At 68.7% G+C, this 17,326-nt stretch carries 14 protein-coding genes and 1 tRNA gene; 10 read left to right on the top strand and 5 right to left on the bottom strand.

Features of this window, described 5'->3' with window-relative positions:
• Positions 1-86 precede the first annotated feature (86 nt).
• On the top strand, positions 87-1,925 hold the full coding sequence (locus PFX90_RS10025; RefSeq protein ID WP_285712293.1) for a DUF885 domain-containing protein: 1,839 nt from the start codon (positions 87-89) through the stop codon (positions 1,923-1,925).
• On the opposite strand, the gene PFX90_RS10020 is transcribed toward PFX90_RS10025, so the two are convergent.
• Genes PFX90_RS10020 through PFX90_RS10005 form a run of 4 tightly spaced genes read right to left on the bottom strand, consistent with a single transcriptional unit; the run spans position 1,918 to position 5,317 of the window.
• Positions 1,918-2,307, bottom strand: a complete 390-nt coding sequence (locus tag PFX90_RS10020; RefSeq protein WP_285712292.1) for a copper resistance protein CopC — start codon at positions 2,305-2,307, stop codon at positions 1,918-1,920. The two genes, PFX90_RS10025 and PFX90_RS10020, sit on opposite strands and share 8 nt — an antisense overlap.
• 24 nt (positions 2,308-2,331) lie before the next feature.
• Positions 2,332-3,198 carry a copper resistance protein B gene (locus PFX90_RS10015; protein ID WP_285712291.1) on the bottom strand — a complete coding sequence of 289 codons (867 nt, stop codon included), beginning with the start codon at positions 3,196-3,198 and terminating at the stop codon, positions 2,332-2,334.
• Positions 3,195-4,883, bottom strand: a complete 1,689-nt coding sequence (locus tag PFX90_RS10010; protein WP_285712290.1) for a copper resistance system multicopper oxidase — start codon at positions 4,881-4,883, stop codon at positions 3,195-3,197. The genes PFX90_RS10015 and PFX90_RS10010 overlap by 4 nt, the downstream gene beginning before the upstream one ends.
• A gap of 11 nt (positions 4,884-4,894) precedes the next feature.
• Positions 4,895-5,317 carry a MerR family transcriptional regulator gene (locus PFX90_RS10005; RefSeq protein ID WP_285712289.1) on the bottom strand — a complete coding sequence of 141 codons (423 nt, stop codon included), beginning with the start codon at positions 5,315-5,317 and terminating at the stop codon, positions 4,895-4,897.
• Between the two features lie 348 nt (positions 5,318-5,665).
• On the opposite strand from PFX90_RS10005, the gene PFX90_RS10000 reads away from it, so the two are divergent.
• Genes PFX90_RS10000 through PFX90_RS09990 form a run of 3 tightly spaced genes read left to right on the top strand, consistent with a single transcriptional unit; the run spans position 5,666 to position 11,446 of the window.
• The gene (locus tag PFX90_RS10000; RefSeq protein WP_285712288.1) at positions 5,666-6,796 is read left to right on the top strand and encodes an efflux RND transporter periplasmic adaptor subunit; all 1,131 of its coding nucleotides are present in this window, start codon (positions 5,666-5,668) and stop codon (positions 6,794-6,796) included.
• Between the two features lie 10 nt (positions 6,797-6,806).
• Positions 6,807-9,992, top strand: a complete 3,186-nt coding sequence (locus PFX90_RS09995; protein WP_285712287.1) for a multidrug efflux RND transporter permease subunit — start codon at positions 6,807-6,809, stop codon at positions 9,990-9,992.
• Positions 9,989-11,446: an efflux transporter outer membrane subunit gene (locus PFX90_RS09990; protein ID WP_285712286.1), complete on the top strand. Its 1,458-nt coding sequence runs from the start codon at positions 9,989-9,991 to the stop codon at positions 11,444-11,446. Before PFX90_RS09995 ends, PFX90_RS09990 begins: the two co-directional genes overlap by 4 nt.
• 45 nt (positions 11,447-11,491) lie before the next feature.
• Here the strand turns inward: PFX90_RS09990 and PFX90_RS09985 are convergent.
• Positions 11,492-11,568, bottom strand: a tRNA-Arg gene (locus tag PFX90_RS09985).
• 146 nt (positions 11,569-11,714) lie between these two features.
• Here PFX90_RS09985 and PFX90_RS09980 point away from each other — a divergent pair.
• The 6 genes from PFX90_RS09980 to PFX90_RS09955 all read left to right on the top strand — a co-directional run bounded on the left by PFX90_RS09980 (position 11,715) and on the right by PFX90_RS09955 (position 17,314).
• Positions 11,715-12,101 carry a hypothetical protein gene (locus tag PFX90_RS09980; RefSeq protein WP_285712285.1) on the top strand — a complete coding sequence of 129 codons (387 nt, stop codon included), beginning with the start codon at positions 11,715-11,717 and terminating at the stop codon, positions 12,099-12,101.
• 31 nt (positions 12,102-12,132) lie between these two features.
• Complete coding sequence (locus PFX90_RS09975; protein ID WP_285712284.1) at positions 12,133-12,627, top strand: MmcB family DNA repair protein; 495 nt, start codon at positions 12,133-12,135, stop codon at positions 12,625-12,627.
• A gap of 47 nt (positions 12,628-12,674) precedes the next feature.
• Entirely contained in the window at positions 12,675-13,439 is a 765-nt protein-coding gene (locus PFX90_RS09970; protein WP_285712283.1) for a sterol desaturase family protein, read from the top strand.
• Positions 13,436-13,882: a DUF2141 domain-containing protein gene (locus PFX90_RS09965; protein ID WP_285712282.1), complete on the top strand. Its 447-nt coding sequence runs from the start codon at positions 13,436-13,438 to the stop codon at positions 13,880-13,882. The genes PFX90_RS09970 and PFX90_RS09965 overlap by 4 nt, the downstream gene beginning before the upstream one ends.
• A 248-nt stretch (positions 13,883-14,130) precedes the next feature.
• The gene (locus tag PFX90_RS09960) at positions 14,131-15,882 is read left to right on the top strand and encodes a PAS domain-containing protein (RefSeq protein ID WP_285712281.1); all 1,752 of its coding nucleotides are present in this window, start codon (positions 14,131-14,133) and stop codon (positions 15,880-15,882) included.
• 64 nt (positions 15,883-15,946) lie between these two features.
• On the top strand, positions 15,947-17,314 hold the full coding sequence (locus PFX90_RS09955; RefSeq protein WP_285712280.1) for a M48 family metalloprotease: 1,368 nt from the start codon (positions 15,947-15,949) through the stop codon (positions 17,312-17,314).
• The last annotated feature ends 12 nt before the right edge of the window (positions 17,315-17,326 follow it).

Genomic DNA, 17,326 nt, shown 5'->3' with positions numbered 1-17,326 from the left:
GCTCGACGAAAGGGGGTTCATCGACCCGCCCTTGACCGCTACCCAAGCGGTTCACGCAGCCATGCTGCGCTCAGGGGACAAACCGAATGACCAATACGCTGACCTTCAGCCTCGCCACGGCGCTTGTCGCCGCGAGCCTGCCTGCCGCCGCCTTCGCCCAAACCGCCGCTGCCCCGGCCCAGACCCCGGCGATCAGCGAGGACATGCGGCTCACCATCTTCCTCGATGGCGAGTTCGGCCGCTATGTCGCCACCCAGCCGCAGCTGGCGACGCGGCTCGGGATCAAGCAGGGGGGCGATCGCTGGAACGACAATTCGGACGAGGCCGCCCGCGCCGAGGTCGAATGGCGCAAGGCCAGCGTCGCGCGGATGAAGGCGCAGTTCGACCGCGCGAAGCTCTCGCCCGCCGCGCAGGTCAATTACGACATCTGGGCGCTCGAGGCGGAGCGGGCCGAGATCGCGCTCGCCAACCGCATCTATCGCCCACCGTTCTATTCGCGGCTTTATTCGGCGCACAGCCAGCTGCCCGATTTCCTGATCAACACCCACACGGTCGTCGATGTGACCGATCTCAGGAACTATATCGGCCGGTTGAAGGGGATGCCCGAGGTGCTGGCGCGCGCGCTCGAGCGGACGCAGGCGAGCCAGAAGGCGGGGATCAACCCGCCGCGCTTCCAGTTCGAGACGATCATCGAAGGCAGCCGCAAGCTGACCTCGGGCGCGCCATTCGGGGATGGCCCCGATGCCGCGCTGTGGGCCGACGTGAAGGCCAAGACCGCAGCGCTGGTCGCCGGCGGCAAGCTGCCGCAGACCGAGGCCGATGCGCTGCTGGCGGAGGCAAAGGCCGCGATCCTCGCGCTCCAGCCCGCCTATGCCGCGATCATCGCCTGGGCCGAGGCGAGCCTGCCCACCGCGCCCAGCGGCAAGGTCGGCGCGCTGACCCTGCCGGGGGGCCTCGACTATTACGAGCGCGAGCTCAAGCTCGTCACCACCACCGACATGACCGCCGCCGAGATCCACGCGACGGGCCTTGCCGAGGTCGCGCGGATCGAGGCCGAGCAGGATGCGCTGGCGCGGCAGGCCGGGTTCGCCGACCGCCACGCCTTCTATGCCGAGCGCAAGCGGCTCTACCCCCCGCGCCAGTATGACGATGCCGCGCGCAAGGAATATCTCGACACCGCCAACGCCTTCGTCGCCCACACCCGCACGCTGCTGCCCGCGTATTTCGGCGAACTGCCCGCCTACGGGATCGAGGTGGTGCGCGAGCCGGCCTTCTCCGAAGTCGCGGGCGGCGCGGCGCATGCCTCGGCCCCGAGCCCCGACGGCAAGCGCCCCGCGCGCACTTACGTGCACCTCGTCGGCACCGTGCCCGACCCCGCGGCGATGTATACGCTGATGTGCCACGAGGCGGTGCCGGGGCATAACACGCAGGGCGATATCCAGGTGCGCCAGCAGGGCGGGCCGAAGTTCCGCAGCGTCACCGGTTATGTCGCTTTCGGCGAGGGCTGGGGCCTCTATGCCGAGGCCGTGTGCAAGGAGATGGGCGCCTATCCCGACATCGCGGCGGACTTCATGCGCCTCGATGCCGAACTGTTCCGCGCCGCGCGGCTGGTGGTCGACACCGGCATCCATGCCCTCGGCTGGACTGAGGACGAGGCGGTCAAATACATGAACGAGACCGGCCGCCAGCCGATCGAGCGCTCGCGCTCCGAGGTGCGGCGCTACATCACGCTCCCCGGACAGGCGACCGGCTACAAGATCGGGATGCTCAAGATCATGGAGCTGAGGAAGCGCGCCGAGGCGAAGCTGGGCGCGAAGTTCGATGTGAAGGGCTTCCACGACCTCCTGATCGCCAGCGGATCGCAGCCGCTCTCGATCCTCGAGCGGCGGGTCGACGAATGGATCGCGGCGCGCGCGACTAGCTGACCGTGAAGGTCACCACGCCCTTCGTCGCGCGGCGATCGGCCCCGGTGGCCTCCCAGCGCACGTCGTAGGTGCCGGCGGGCAGCGGCTTCTTCAGCGTCAGCGTCATGGTCTTGCCATCGGCCGACCAGCTTGCGGTGAAGTTGCGGATCAGCATCTCGGGGTGATCCTTCATCCCCGGCATCGCGGTCATGACGATGGTCGCGCCGACGTCGGAGGGGTTGAGCTTCTCGGAGAAGGTGAGGGTGACGACCTTCGTCCCCTTGGCCTTGGCCCCCGCTGCCGGGGTCGAGGCGGCGAGCTTCACCTGCGCCAACAGCGGCGCGGCGGGGACGGTCGCGGCAAGGCCAAGGGCGGCGGCGGCGATGAGGGCAGGGATGCGCATGGGGGGGTAACGTCCTTCGTGTTGTCAGAACCAGAAACGGATGCCGGCGATGAGGCTGGTGGCCGAAGTGCCCTCGCCCCTTGCCCGCGCGAAATCGGCGCCCGCGCCGGTGCGCCATGATTGCTCGATGCCGATATAGGGAGCGAATTCGCGCCGCAATTCGTAGCGCAGCCTTCCGCCGACCTCGATCTGGTCGAGACCCGCGCCGATGCCAAGCAGGGGAATGCTCTGCGCCGACAGGTTGGCCTCCACGCGCGGCTGGAGGATCAGGCGCTGGGTGATGCGCTGATCGATCTCGGCCTCGATGCGGGCAGTCAGGTCGCCGCGGTGCGAGAGGAACAGCGCGGCGTCCACCTCGAACATGTAGGGCGCAAGGCCCTGGATGCCGATCACGGCGTGGGTGGTGTCGGGCCCGGCGATGTCGTGGCGCACCCCTGCCTGAATGTCCCAGAAGGGGCGGATCGCTTTTGCATAGAGCGCCTGAAGCTCGGCATCCTCGGGCGCGTCGCCCCATTCGCCTTCGCCCTCGGTCTTGAACCACAGGCGATCGGTCGGGCCGCCGTAATAGCCCTGGATGTCCCACAGGTAGGTGTCCGCACGGTTGCGGATCTGGGTCTCGATCCGGTCGCCCTGAAACCAGAAGACCGGGAAGTCGCCGTGCATCTTCCTGAGGTCTTCGCGCGAGGCCGTCATCGCCTCGGCGCCCCAGATGGCGTCGGCGGCGCGCGGCGGACCCTCGCCGGCCTCGGGCGGGGGCGGGGTTTCCATTGTCGGCCCGGGAGAGGGGTCGGCCTGTTCGGCGGCCTCACCCATGTCGTGGCCCGCGTGCGGGTCCTGCGCGGCGAGCGGCGTGGCGGCGGTCAGCACCAGGAGGGGAAGCAGCGTCCTCACGGCCCCATCACCGTCACGGTCTGCATCATCCCGCCGTGCATATGGTAGAGCAGGTGGCAGTGGAACGCCCAGTCGCCCGGCGCGTCGGCGGTGAGGTCGAACTGCGCGCTCGCGCCCGGCTGGACGATCACCACCGACTTGCGCGGCTGGTGCGCCGGGCTCTCGCCGTTCACCAGCGTGAAGAACATCCCGTGCAGGTGGATCGGGTGCGCCATCATGGTGTTGTTGACGAGCTTGACCCGCACCCGCTCATCATGGGCGAAGCGGATCGGCTTGTCGTGGACGGCCGAATACATCTCGCCGTCGAACGACCACATGTAGCGCTCCATGTTGCCGGTGAGGTGCAGTTCGAGCAGACGCGAAGGCTCACGGGTGTCGGCATTGGGCTCCAGCGCTGCGAGCATCCGGTAGTTGAGCACGCGGTGCTCCACATCGCGCAGGCCGAGACCGGGATCGCCGAGCTTGTCGACCGGAGCCATCGAAACCATGTCGATCCCCGGCCCCACTGTCACATCGGGCGGCAGCAGCAGTGTGTCGCGCATTTTCATGCCGTCCATGCTGTGCGCGCCGTCACCATGGTTCATCCCCATGTCGCCCATATCGAGCAGCGGGGGCTTCCTCGGCGGCGGGATCGCCGCGCGCGCGCCGGGGCGGCTGGCGAGGGTGGCGATCGCGAGCCCCGAGCGATCCATGCTCTCCGCGACGATGGTATAGGCCTCGGCGGTGGGCTGGATGATGATATCGTAGGTCTCGGCCGTGCCGATCTGGAATTCGTCCACCTCGACCGGCGCGACGTTCTGGCCGTCGGAGGCGATCACCGTCATGGGGAGGCCCGGAATGCGCAGGTTGAAGAAGGTCTGCGCCGCGCCGTTGATGACGCGCAGGCGGATGCGCTCGCCGGGGTTGAAGGCGAACTCCATCCCCTCCTTCGGCCCGCGCCCGTTGGCGAGGTAGGTGTAGGTCGAGCCCGTCACATCGGCGATGTCGGTCGCGGGCATGCGCATTTCGGCCCACATCCGCCGGTCTGCGGCCGAGAGCGGGTAATCGTCGGCCCAGGCGGTCTGCTGGTAGTTGAAATAGCCCTCGCCCTTGCGCAGCCGGTCCATGATCCGGTGCGGATGGAGCGGGGTGAATTCGCTCAGCAGCAGGATATAGTCGCGGTCATATTCCGCAGGCTCCGCGCCCGCCGGGTCGATCACCAGCGGTCCGTAATGCCCCTGCTGCTCCTGAAGCCCCGAATGCGAGTGATACCAATAGGTGCCCGATTGCCTGACCGGAAACTCGTAAGCGAAAGTCTGTCCCGGCGCGATGCCCGGAAAGCTGATGCCCGGCACCCCGTCCATGTGGAACGGCACCAGCAGCCCGTGCCAGTGGATCGAGGTGTCCTCTGAGAGATGATTGGTGACGTTGAGGCGGACATTCTGCCCCTCGCGCAGCCGGATCAGCGGGCCGGGCACGCTCCCGTTGACCGCCACCCCATGCCCCTTGCGCCCCTGCACCATGCGCGGGCCGTGCCCGACCGCCAGATCGATCACCGCGCCGCGCACCTCGTCGAACCCGACCCGGATCGGCGTGCCGCCCTTCGTCGCGTGGAGCGAATGGCCCTGCGCCCAGGCCGGCATGGCGGCAAAGCCTGCCGCAGCACCGGCGGCGCGGACGAAGCCGCGGCGGGAGATCGGGGACATGGTCACGGGCCCTATACGCCGCGCGCGCGACGAAGGTTGCTCCGGACGCCGTGATCGGCGGCGGGAGCGAAGGATGCGAGGATCGGGCAAGGCCCCTCGCCGCCCTTCGCGCAATCGGCGGCGAGCGCCTTGAGCGCGCTGCGCATCGCCTTGAGCGTCGCGATCTTCTCGTCGATCGCCTTGATCCGCGCCTCGGCCAGCGCGCGCGCTGCGGCGCGGTCGTTCATGTCGAGATCGAGCAGCGTCGCGATCTCCTCGAGCGTGAAGCCCGCGGTCTGCGCCGCCTTGATCGAGCGCAGGCGTTCGAGATCGGCTTCGGTGTAGCGCCGCGCACCCTCGGCCCGCGGCGGCTCCGCCAGCAGCCCGCGGCGCTGGTAGAAGCGCACCGTCTCGACCGAGACACCGCCCGCACGGGCCAGATCGCCGATTTTCATTCTGACCTCTTGAAGCCGTACTGCAGTACGGGACTTATATACGGCACGCTCGGTAGCCTTCAAGAGATGAATCACGACCCTGACGGTCTCCGACCTGCCGGGCTTCTGGCCGCAGGACGGTGCGCGCCCGCGCAATCCGTGGCAGGCTACGTTCCAAAGCGATGGAGGTCCGTTCACGGCAGGACGACCGAAATACTCGACGGCGTGCGAGAAACCCAATAGGCCCGTCCCACGTTATCTGCGTACCTGCATGCAACTGCACGTTTCCGAACCCGAGAACGAGAAGCCTTCATCCTGTTTCCTCTCCTGCGAAAAATCATGCCCGAAACCCGATTTGCTCTTGCCGCCATGGCAGCCCTTGGGCTTGCCGGCTGCTCAAGCGAGCCATCAAAGGATGCGCGCCAGACCGGCCCGACCGAAGTCGGCTATGTGGCCGTGCAAACGGCTGACGTGCCGGTCGCGGTCGAACTGGCCGGGCGGGTTGCCGCCTTCGAGATGTCGGAAGTGCGCCCGCAGGTTACCGGGCTGATCCGCCGCCGCTTTTTCACCGAGGGTGCGGTGGTGCGTGCGGGGCAGACGCTCTACGAGATCGACACGCGCCTCTACCGCGCTGCCGCGGCGGAAGCCGAGGCGAACCTCACGAGCGCGCTCGCCAACGCCGAGGCGACCCGCGTGCGCGCCGAGCGTCTGAAGCCGCTGGCCGAGGCGCAGGCGGTGGCGCTTCAGGATTACACCGACGCACAGGCCGCCGCGCGGCAGGCCGCGGCCGCGGTCAAACAGGCGCGCGCGCAGGTGCAGACCGCCGGGGTCAACCTCCAGTTCACCCGCGTCCCCGCCCCGATCAGCGGCCGCATCGGCCGCTCGTTGTTCACCGTCGGCGCGCTGGTCACCGGCAACCAGGCCGAGCCGCTGGCGGTGATCCAGGGCGTCGATCCGGTGTTCGTCGACATCCAGCAATCAAGCGCCGAGCTGCTGGCCCTGCGCCGCGCACTGGCGCAGGGCGGCGCGGTTCCGGGGAGCACGTCGGTCGGGCTGCTGCTCGAGGACGGCAGCGAGTATCCGCAGCGCGGGCAGGTGCAGTTTTCCGAGGTGATGGTCAACGCCGACACCGGCACGGTGACGCTGCGCGCACGCTTCCCCAACCCGCAGGGCCTGCTGCTGCCCGGAATGTTCGTGCGCGCGCGGTTCGAACAGGCGGTGGACAAGGGCGCGATCCTCGTGCCGCAGCCCGCCCTGACCCGCAACGCGCGCGGCGAGGCGAGCGTGTTTGTGGTCGATGCCGGCAACAAGGCGGCCGAACGCAAGGTCGTGGCCACGCGGGCGCTCGGCACCGACTGGGTGGTGACGGGCGGGTTGAAGCCGGGCGACAAGGTGATCGTGCAGGGGCTCGCGCGCCTCAAGCCGGGCGCGCCGATCCGGCCGGTGCCTGCCAGCAAGCCGCAGACTATCGCCGCCCCGAAGCCCGGCACCAAGGGCTGAGGCGCGGGCCATGTCGCGCATCTTCATCGAGCGGCCGATCTTTGCCTGGGTGCTGGCGATCATCACCATGCTGGCCGGGCTCGGCGCGATCTTTCTGCTGCCGATCGCGCAATACCCCGACGTCGCCCCGCCGCAGGTCAATATCCGCGCGACCTTCCCCGGCGCCTCCGCCGAGACGCTCGAGAATTCGGTCACGCAGGTGATCGAACAGCAGCTGACCGGGATCGACGGGCTGCTCTACTTCAGCTCCAGCTCGACCTCGCGCGGGCAGGTCACGATCAGCGCGACCTTCGCCAAGGGCACCGATCCCGACATCGCGCAGGTGCAGGTGCAGAACCAGGTGCAGTCCGCGCTGCCCCGCCTGCCGCAGCAGGTGCAGCAGCAGGGCCTGCGCGTCACCAAGTCGAACCCCGATTTCCTGATGATCGTCGGCGTCTATGACGAGACCGACCGCGCGACCAATATCGACGTCTCCGATTTCCTTGTCTCGAACCTTCAGGACGAGCTGGCCCGGATCGAGGGCGTGGGCGAGACCAATGTCTATGGCTCGCAATATGCGATGCGCATCTGGCTCGATCCCAACCGGCTTGCCTCGGTGGGGCTGATGCCAGGCGACATCATTACCGCGATCCGCAACCAGAACACCGAAGTCGCCGCGGGCGAGGTCGGCGGTCTGCCGCAGCCCGAGAGCAACCGGCTCAACGCTGTGGTCACCGCGCAGTCGCGGCTGCGCACGGCCGACCAGTTCAAGGCGATCATCCTCAAGGCCGATGCCAGCGGCGCGCTGGTGCGTCTGGGCGACATCGCGCGGGTCGAACTGGGCGCGGAGAACTACGCCGCCTCGAGCCGCATCAACGGCCACCCCGGGGCGGGCCTCGCGATCAGCCTTGCGCCGGGGGCGGACGCGCTCGCCACCGCCGATCTGGTCAAGGTGGCGGTCGAGAAGGCGCGGGGCAGCTTCCCGCCCGGCTACAACGTCGCCTATGCCAACGACACCACGGCCTTCATCCGCCTGTCGATCGAGGAAGTGGTGCAGACCCTGATCGAGGCGATCCTGCTGGTGATCGTGGTGATGTTCGTCTTCCTCCAGAGCTGGCGCGCGACGCTGATCCCGACCATCGCCGTGCCGGTGGTGCTGCTGGGCACCTTCGCGATCTTCTATGTCGCGGGCTTCACCATCAACACGCTGACCCTGTTCGGGCTGGTGCTCGCGATCGGCCTGCTCGTCGATGACGCGATCGTGGTGGTCGAGAATGTCGAGCGGCTGCTCGAGGAAAACCCCGGGATGACGCCCAAGGAGGCGACGATCCGTTCGATGAACGAGATTCAGGTCGCGCTGGTCGCCATCGCGATCGTGCTGTCGGCGGTGTTCCTGCCGATGGCCTTCTTCGGCGGGTCGACCGGGGTGATCTACCGCCAGTTCTCGGTGACGATCATCTCGGCGATGGCGCTTTCGGCGCTGGTCGCGCTGATCCTGAGCCCGGCGCTGACCGCCTCGCTGCTGCGCCAGAACCGACACGGCGAGGCCCCGGGGGAGAGCGCGCTCCATCGCCGGTGGCCGTGGGGTGCCGAGCGACTTGCGCGCGCGCAGGTATGGTTCAACGACAGCTTCGCGCGCGGCACCACCCGCTATGTCGGAGCGGTTCAGCGCGTGGTCGACCGCAAGTTCCTGTTCCTCGCGATCTACGCTGCGGTCGTGGCGCTGCTCGCGATCCTGTTCCTGCGCCTGCCGACCGGTTTCCTGCCGACCGAGGATCAGGGCGCGGCGCAGGTGCAGTTCCGCCTGCCCGCCGGCGCGACGCAGGGTCGCACCCGCGAGGTGCAGCTCGCGATCGAGAAATACATGCTGACCGACGAGAGCGCGAATGTCGCCACGATGCTGACCGTCGCGGGCGGGGGCGGCGGCGCGGCGGGGCAGAACACCGGACAGGGCTTCGTCAACTTCGTCGACTGGTCCGAGCGCAAGGGCGCCGCAAACGCCGCCGATGCAATCACGCAGCGCGCGGCCAAGGCCTTTGCGGGGTTCCGCGATGCGCAGGTCAACATGCTCGTGCCGCCTGCGATCCGCGGGCTGGGGCAGAGCAACGGCTTCACCCTCCAGCTCCAGAACACCAGCGGGATGAGCCGCGAGGATTTCCTCGCCGCGCGCGACAAGCTGCTGGAGACGGCGAGCAAGGACCCGGTGCTGACCGGGGTGCGCCTCGGCGAGCTACCCGACACCCAGACGCTCCAGGTCGATATCGACCAGCCGCGCCTTGCCGCGCTGGGCCTCAACCAGTCGGACGTCAACACCACGCTCTCGGCCGCGTGGGGCGGGCAGTATGTCAACGACTTCATCGACCGCGGGCGGGTGAAGCGCGTCTTCGTGCAGGCCGATGCGCCCTACCGCGCGACGCCCGACGATATCGGCCAGTGGTTCGTGCGCGGCAGCAATGGCCAGATGGCGCCCTTCTCCGCCTTCGCCAGCACCCGCTGGTCTACCACACCGACGACGCTCTCGCGCTTTCAGGGCTACCCCAGCTTCCAGTTCGACGGGCAGGCCGCCCCCGGCCAGAGCTCGGGCGCGGCGATGGACCGGATGGCCGAGCTCGCCGCCGAGATCCCCGGCGTCAGCGTCGCGTGGTCGGGCCTGTCGTTCCAAGAACGGCTGTCCTCGGGGCAGGCGCCGCTGCTCTACGGGCTGTCGCTGCTGGTGGTGTTCCTGTGCCTTGCCGCGCTCTACGAAAGCTGGACGATCCCGGTGGCGGTGATGCTGGTGATCCCTCTGGGCCTCGTCGGCGCGGTCTTCGCGGTGACGCTGCGGGGGCTGGAGAACGACGTCTATCTCCAGATCGGCCTCCTCACGACGATGGGCCTCGCCGCCAAGAACGCGATCCTCGTGATCGAGTTCGCCGAGCAGGCCGAGAAGCGCGGCGCCCGCGTGATCGACGCGGCACTGGAAGCGGCGCGTCTGCGCCTCAGGCCGATCCTGATGACCAGCCTCGCCTTCATCTTCGGCGTGCTGCCCTTGGCGCTCTCGACCGGCGCGGGGGCGAACAGCCGCATCGCCATCGGCACCTCGGTGATCGGCGGGATGCTGACCGCGACGGTGCTGGCGATCTTCTTCATCCCGCTGTTCTTCGTGATCGTGCGCCGCACCACCCGCGACACGCTGAAGAAGCTGCGCCGCGCACCCGAAGGGGGCACCACCGCATGAGGTTCGCCCCGGTTCTTGCCCTCGCGCTGCTCTCGGGCTGTTCGATGGCGCCCAAATATGTGCAGCCCGATCTGCCCGTCCCCGCATCGTGGCCGGCGGGCGACGCCTATCTCGCCGAGAGCGAGGCCGCGCTGCCGGTGATGACCTACCGCGAGGTCTTCGCCGATCCGCGACTGGTGCAGGTGATCGAGCAAGCACTCGAGAACAACCGCGACCTCAGGATCGCCGCCGCGAACATCCGCGCGGCGCGGGCGCAATCGCGTATCCAGAGCGCCGCGCAGCTGCCGCAGGTGGGCGTCGCGGCGGGGGCTACGCGGTTCGACAACGGCACGGCGAACCAGAACCGCAACCAGGATGTCGACATCGGCAACAACCCCGCCGCCAGCCGCTCGACGGCGGGTACGCGCTACACCGCCGATATCAGCACCACCGCCTTCGAGCTCGATCTGTTCGGGCGGCTCGATTCGCTGTCCGACGCTGCCCTCGCCCGCTATTTCGGCACGGAAGCCGCCGCCCGCGCCACGCGGTTGACGCTGATCGGCGACATCGCCGACGCGTGGCTGACCTATGCCGCCGATGCCTCGCTGCTGAAGCTTGCCGAGGACACCGCCGCCAATGCGCGCGAGCAGGTGAAGCTGACCCGCCTGCGCCTCGACGGCGGGATCGCCCCGCGATCCGATCTGCGCCAGGCCGAGCAGATCCTCGCCGCCGCCGAGGCCGACATCGCCGCGCAGACCACTGCGCTGGCGCAGGATGTGAACGCGCTGCAATTGCTGGTCGGCGCGCCGGTCGATGCCGCGCTGCTGCCGCGCTCGCTCGACGATGCGGGCGAGGCGGTGCGCGCAGTGCCTGCGGGCCTTGATTCGTCGATCCTGCTGCGCCGTCCCGATGTGCTTCAGGCCGAATACGAGCTGCGCGCCGCCAACGCCGAGATCGGCGCGGCGCGGGCGGCATTGTTCCCGCGGATCACGCTGACAGGGCTGGCGGGCCTCGCCAGCAACGCGCTCTCGACCCTCTTCACCGGCGCGGCGTTCAACTATTCGGCAGGCGCGAATGTGCGCTATTCGCTGTTCGCGGGCGGCGCGGCGCAGGCCGGCGTGGCCCAGAGCGAGGCGCAGCGCGATGCGGCCGTGGCGGGTTACGAGCGCGCGATCCAGGCCGCCTTCCGCGACGTTGCCGACGCGCTCGCCCGGCGCGGCACGATCACCGAGCAACTCCGCGCCAACCGCGCCTTCCTCGATGCGGCCGAGGACACCTATCAGCTCGCCGACCTGCGCTACCGCGGCGGCGTGGACAGCTTCCTCGCCAGCCTCGATGCGCAGCGCGCCTATTATCAGGCAAGCCGCACGCTGCTGACGACCCGGTTGGTCGAAGCGAGCAATCGGGTTGCTCTCTACCGTGCACTGGGGGGAGAAACGGCGCGCGAGATACGGGACCCGGTTTCCGGAAGCTGATCAGGCCGGATTGCAGGGGGGCTGCGGCGCGGTGCCTCCAAAGGCTGGCGCACCCGACAGGATTCGAACCTGTGACCTCTGCCTTCGGAGGGCAGCGCTCTATCCAGCTGAGCTACGGGTGCATCGCAGTGTGCGGTTGCATTCTTGCGCGCGGGCGGCCGCTTAGCAAGAGGCGGGCGGGTGCGCCACACAATTGTGGGCGCTCTCCGCAGGGGCGACGGGAGGGGGCTTAACCAATCGGCAAGCATGCCGCCATAGGCTCGCCCCCATGGCAACGCTTCCGCCCGAGCCGATTCTCCCCCACGCACCCGCCCCCGACCCGGCGGCGCCCGAGGCCCTGGCCGAGGCGCTGGTGGCGCTGCACGGCAAGGCGGCGACGCTGGCGTTGCTGGCCCGTCTCGCGCCCGAGCCGGTCGAGATCGGCGGCGAACTGGGTGCGGTGATCGTCCGCGCCGCGCCGTGGCAGCGCGCGATCGTCGCGCAGTCCGCCGCAGATTGCGCGGCGATGCTGGAGAGCGGGCTTGCGGCCCTCGGCACCCTCACCCGCCGCGGGCAGGACACCTCCGCCCCCGCGCAGGTGCTGTGGCGCGAGTTCCACGCCGCGCGCGCCGCGATGGTGAGCGTCCTTCAGGCCCCGGCGACCGAACCCGCTTGACGGCGTTCCACTTTCGTTCCAACGCTGGGCCATGTCCGGTGCCCCGCTAGCCCCTGCCGATTCGCCTGTTCTTGCCGCCAGCGATGTGGCGCGCGGGATCGGCCGTTTGTTTGCGCGCAACGACATCTGGTGCCTGTCCGAGGTGCCGCTCAGGAACGGTCGCCGTGCCGATCTGATGGGGATCGACGCCAAGGGGCTGGTCGTGATCGTCGAGATCAAGGTCGCGCGCGCCGACCTGCTCGGCGATGCCAAGTGGCCCGACTATCTCGATTTCTGCGACCGCTTCTACTGGGGCCTGCCCCCCGCGCTCGACCGCGCGCCTTTGGAGAGCGAGGCCTATCGCCCCGGCACCTGCGGGGTGATCGTGGCGGACGGCTATGACGCTGAGATCCTGCGCCCCGCCGCATTGGAGCCGCTCGCCGCCGCGCGCCGCAAGACGCAGGTCGAGCATCTCGCGCGGGTAGCGATGCGGCGACACATGGCGCTCATCGACCCGCTGGCGACGGCGCTCGACACCCACGGCTGAGTTAGCCCTGTCGCGGCCCAAGGAATTGCGGCATAGCAGGCACCGCAATGCTCCCCGCCGACACCCCCGTCCCGCTCGCGCTGCTGATCGTCAGCCTCGCCGTGACGCTGATCGTCGCGCTGCGTTACGTGCTGACGAGCGGGCTGTTCGCCTTCGCCACCGCGAAGATGCGCCCCGGGCTCTATGCCGGCAAGCGCGCGCAGATCGCGCGGGAAGTGCGCTGGTCGCTGCTCTCGGCGGCGATCTACGGGACTCCTGCGGGGATCGTGCTGTGGGGCTGGAAGCACCACGGCTGGACGCTGATAACGGCCGACTGGAGCGCGCTGCCGCTGTGGTATCACCCGCTCTCGGTGCTGATCTATCTCTTCGTGCAGGACACCTGCTTCTACTGGAGCCACCGCTTCATGCACCGGCCCAAGTGGTTCCGGATCGCGCACGCCGTCCACCACGACAGCAAGCCGCCGACCGCGTGGACCGCGATGAGTTTTCACCCCATCGAGGCGGTGACGGGTGCGGTCGTGATTCCGGTGCTGGTGTTTCTGGTGCCGATCCATGTCGGCATGCTCGGTCTGGTGCTGACCATCGCCACAGTTATGGGGGTCACCAATCACATGGGGTGGGAGATGTTCCCGCGCTGGCTCGTTCACTCGGCGTTGGGCGACTGGCTGATAACCGCCAGCCATCACGAGCGCCATCACGAGGAATACAGATGCAATTACGGGCTCTATTTCCGGTTCTGGGACCGGGTCTGCGGAACCGACCGGGGGCTCTCCAAGCGGATCGTCGCCGAGGCGGGGCACGTTTCGGCATGAAGCTGATGCGCGCAGGGGCGCTCGCCCTGGCGGGCTTCGCGGGCGGGCTTGCCGCGGCGGCTCCCGCGCAGGCGGGGGAGGTGGTGATCACCGTCACCGACGTGCGCTCGACCAAGGGGGTGATCCGCGCCTGCATGACGACGCGCAAGGACATCTTCCCCAAATGCGTCAACGATCCCAACGCGCATCGCACCGTCGTGCCCGCCACCACCAAGGAGATCCGCTTCACCGGGGTCAAGCCGGGTGCCTACGGGATCGCGCTGCTGCATGACGAGAACAACAACGGCAAGGCCGACCGCGCGATGGGGATGATGCCCAAGGAAGGCTACGGCTTCTCTCGCGATGCCCCGGTGCGCATGGCCCCACCCAAGTTCACCGACGCGGTGCTTCAGATCGGCGAGGGCACGAGCCGCGTCACCATCAAGATGAGGTATTTTCTCTGAGGTCTGGTGTCCCTCCCCGTCCCGCAGGGATGGGGAGGTGGCACCGCGAAGCGGTGACGGAGGGGTAGGCGGTACGCGCGGACAAACCCCTCCGACCGCGCTGAAGCGCGGCCACCTCCCCATTGCTCCGCAACGGGGAGGGACTTTACCCTTTCGCCCAAACAATCCCCCCTCCCGCTTAACGCGATCTTTACCACGCCGCGCCAGAACGGGCCGACAAAGGTTCACCAAGGGGCGGATTTACAGCCATGGACACTCTGCGCGGCACCTTCGGTTCCGATTCGTCCGCGGATCGCAGCTGGGAGGAGAGCGAGGACGACGGCGCCCAGCCGGCCCGCGCCCGCGACCTTCCCCCGCACGCCATCGGCCAGGACGAGCGCCGCATGCAGGTGCGCGCCTATAATCACTGGGCGAGCCTGCTGGGCGAAAACATGTTCCCCAACATCGCCGACCTCGATCCCGCCAATCTCCCCGATTTCGGCCCGCATTCGGTGCTGCTCGATTTCTCCTTCGGGATCGACAACCCGGTGGTGCGCTTCCTCGGCGACAAGCTCGCGGCGGAATGCAACGCCAATGGCGTGGTCATCACCCGGCTTGCGGACGTGCCGCCGCGCTCGCTCCTCAGCCGCATCACCGATCACTACATGCAGATCCTCGCCAATCAGGCGCCGATCGGGTTCGAGGCCGAGTTCGTGAACCACGCCGGGGTCGCGATCCTCTATCGCGGGATCCTGCTGCCCTACTCGAGCGACAATGCGACGATCGACTTCATCTACGGCGTGATCAACTGGAAGGAGATGGCCGACCAGCTGACCGCCGATGAGCTGCTGCTCGAGATCGATCAGGCGCTCGAACTCAACACCGAGCTCGAACTCGAGGACGAGGTCGCGGAAGAACCCGCGCCGCGCATCGCCGAGCCGGTCACCGACTGGGCGGATTCGCCCGCGCACGAGGACGAGACCGACAGCGCCGCGGCCGAACCCGCCGATTACAACGACTTCGCGCCCGATTTCGCCGGCCTCGGCGACCATGACGCGGTGCCGGACGAGGATGTCGCGCTCCCTGATTTCAGCCAGTATGCGCTCGACGATCCCGACGAGGAATATGACGAGGACGAAGGCGAGGGCGAGGACGCCGGCTACAACTTCGCTTCGCTGGCCGATTACATCGAGGCCCCGGCCAAGAAGGCGATCGACCTGACCGCACTCGACCCGCTGCCCTACACCGATGACGCGCCCGCGCCCGACTATGGCTTCGATCCCGAACCCGAAGTTGCCTTCGAACCCGAGCCCGAGCCCGCCCCCGTGTTCGAGCCGGAGGAGGAGCCCGAAGCGGTCGCCGTGGTCGACGAGGCCGAGTACTGCCTCGAAGCCTTCGCCGACGACCTCCCCGAGGACGCCGGCCTCTACGATTGCCTCGCCGCGGCGCGCGAACTTGCCCGTGCGGCCGACACCACCGAGGACCGCAGCCGCTCGGCGCTCTATGCCGCGGTCAGCCGCGCCTACGACTTCAGCCTCGCCGCCGCGCAGGCGCCCGAGGACTATGCCGAACTGATCGCCGACGCCGGTCTCACCGTGCAGGAACGCGCGCCGATGACCCCGGTGGTCAAGCTCGTCTTCGGCCATGACTACGACAAGACGCGGCTTACCGAATATGCCGCCGTCCTGACCCACGCCCACCGCTTGCAGCTGGAGCGCGGGAGCCTTGCGGACTACCTCGCGCAGACCGAGGGCGGGGTGAAGGCGATCGTCAAGGCCGAACGCCGCTTGCGCCGCGAGGAGCAGGGCAAGCCGGTCGAGGACGCCCATGCCGTGCGCGAGGCGCTCGCCCAGGCGCTGCGCGCGCTGGAGGCGATTACCCTCGAGGAACTCGACGGAGGTGCGAGCGAATTCGCGCTCGCGCTGATCCGCCGCGACGAGATCGGCTGCGCGGAAATCCTCGGCGAAATCCCCGAGGACATCGCACTGATCGAACGCGCGGCGCGCAAGCTGGTGGGATAAAGGCGGGCGCCCCGGCACCCACCTTCAGATTGCGTTCAGCCGGGACTCCGGTAGGGTGGCGGCGATGCGCGGTCGCCCCAATCTTCTGGCCTATTGCCTCGCCCTCATCGCGAGCCTGATCTTCGCCGCGCACCCGGCTGCGGCGCAATCGATCCTGCGCGATGCCGAGACCGAACAGCTCCTCAAGGACATGCTCGCGCCCCTGGTGGAGGCGAGCGAGCTCGAGCCGGGCAATGTCGAGGTCGTTCTGATCAACGACCCCTCGATCAACGCCTTCGTCGCGGGCGGGCAGGCAGTCTATGTCCATTCGGGGCTGCTCGGCGCGGCCGATACCGCCAACGAGGTGCAGGGCGTGCTCGCCCACGAATTGGGCCACATCACCGCCGGCCACGCGGTCCGCTTCGAGGAGCGCACCAAGGCGGCGAACGGCATCTCGATCCTCTCGCTGCTGCTGGGCGTGGGCGCGGTGCTGGCGGGGGCGGGGGATGCGGGCATGGGCATCCTCGCCGCCGGGCAGCAGGCCGCGATGGGCAGCTTCCTCTCGTTCAACCGCGACCAGGAAGCCGCGACCGACCTTGCCGGGGTGCGCTACCTTTCGGGCGCGGGGATCAGCGGCAAGGGCATGATCACCTTTTTCGAGAAGCTGCGCGGCAACGAAATCCGCAGCGGCTACAGCCAGGCCGACGAGGCCGCCTATTCGCGCACCCACCCGCTCACCGGCGACCGCATCCAGGTGCTGCGCGGGCTGCTCGACAAGGACCCGGCGTGGGACACCCCGCCCGATCCCGAATTGCAGGAGCGCTTCGTGCGCGCCAAGGCCAAGCTGTTCGGCTTCCTGTCGGAGCCGCCGCGCACGCTCGCCGCCTATCCGCCCTCCGACACCAGCGTGCCTGCGCGCTATGCCCGCGCCTATGCCTATCACAAGGACGCGCGCATCGACATGGCGATCGCCGAGACCGACGCGCTGCTTGCCGCCGAGCCCGACAATCCGTGGTTCCTCGAGCTGAAGGGGCAGGTGCTGCTCGAAAGCGGCCGGCCGAAGGACGCGCTCGAACCGCTGCGCCGCGCGACCGAGCTGACGCGTGCCCACCCGCTCATCGCAGGCCTCCTCGGCCACGCGCTGATCGCGACCGAGGACAAGGCCAATTTCGCCGAGGCCGAGGCGGTGTTGCGCGCCTCGGTGCAGAAGGACCGCTACAATCCCTTCGCCTGGTATCAGCTCGGCGTGGTCTACGAGGCGCGCGGCGATATCCCGCGCGCGCGGCTCGCGAGCGCGGAGGTGCAGGTGATGAACCGCCAATATCCGCAGGCGATCGCCAATGCGCAGGCGGCCGAGGCCTACCTGCCCTATGGCTCGCCCGACTGGATCCGCGCGCAGGATGTCGCCCTCGAAGCGCGCGCCGAACTGGAACGCTTCAAGAAGCGGCGCTAGGCTGCTGCCGAC

Origin of the sequence: Erythrobacter oryzae (assembly GCF_030271515.1) — a bacterium.
GTDB classification, from domain to species: Bacteria; Pseudomonadota; Alphaproteobacteria; order Sphingomonadales; family Sphingomonadaceae; genus Erythrobacter; species Erythrobacter oryzae.
The sequence above is the reverse complement of the archived record's forward strand: the minus strand, read 5'-3'. Positions and strand labels throughout refer to the sequence as shown.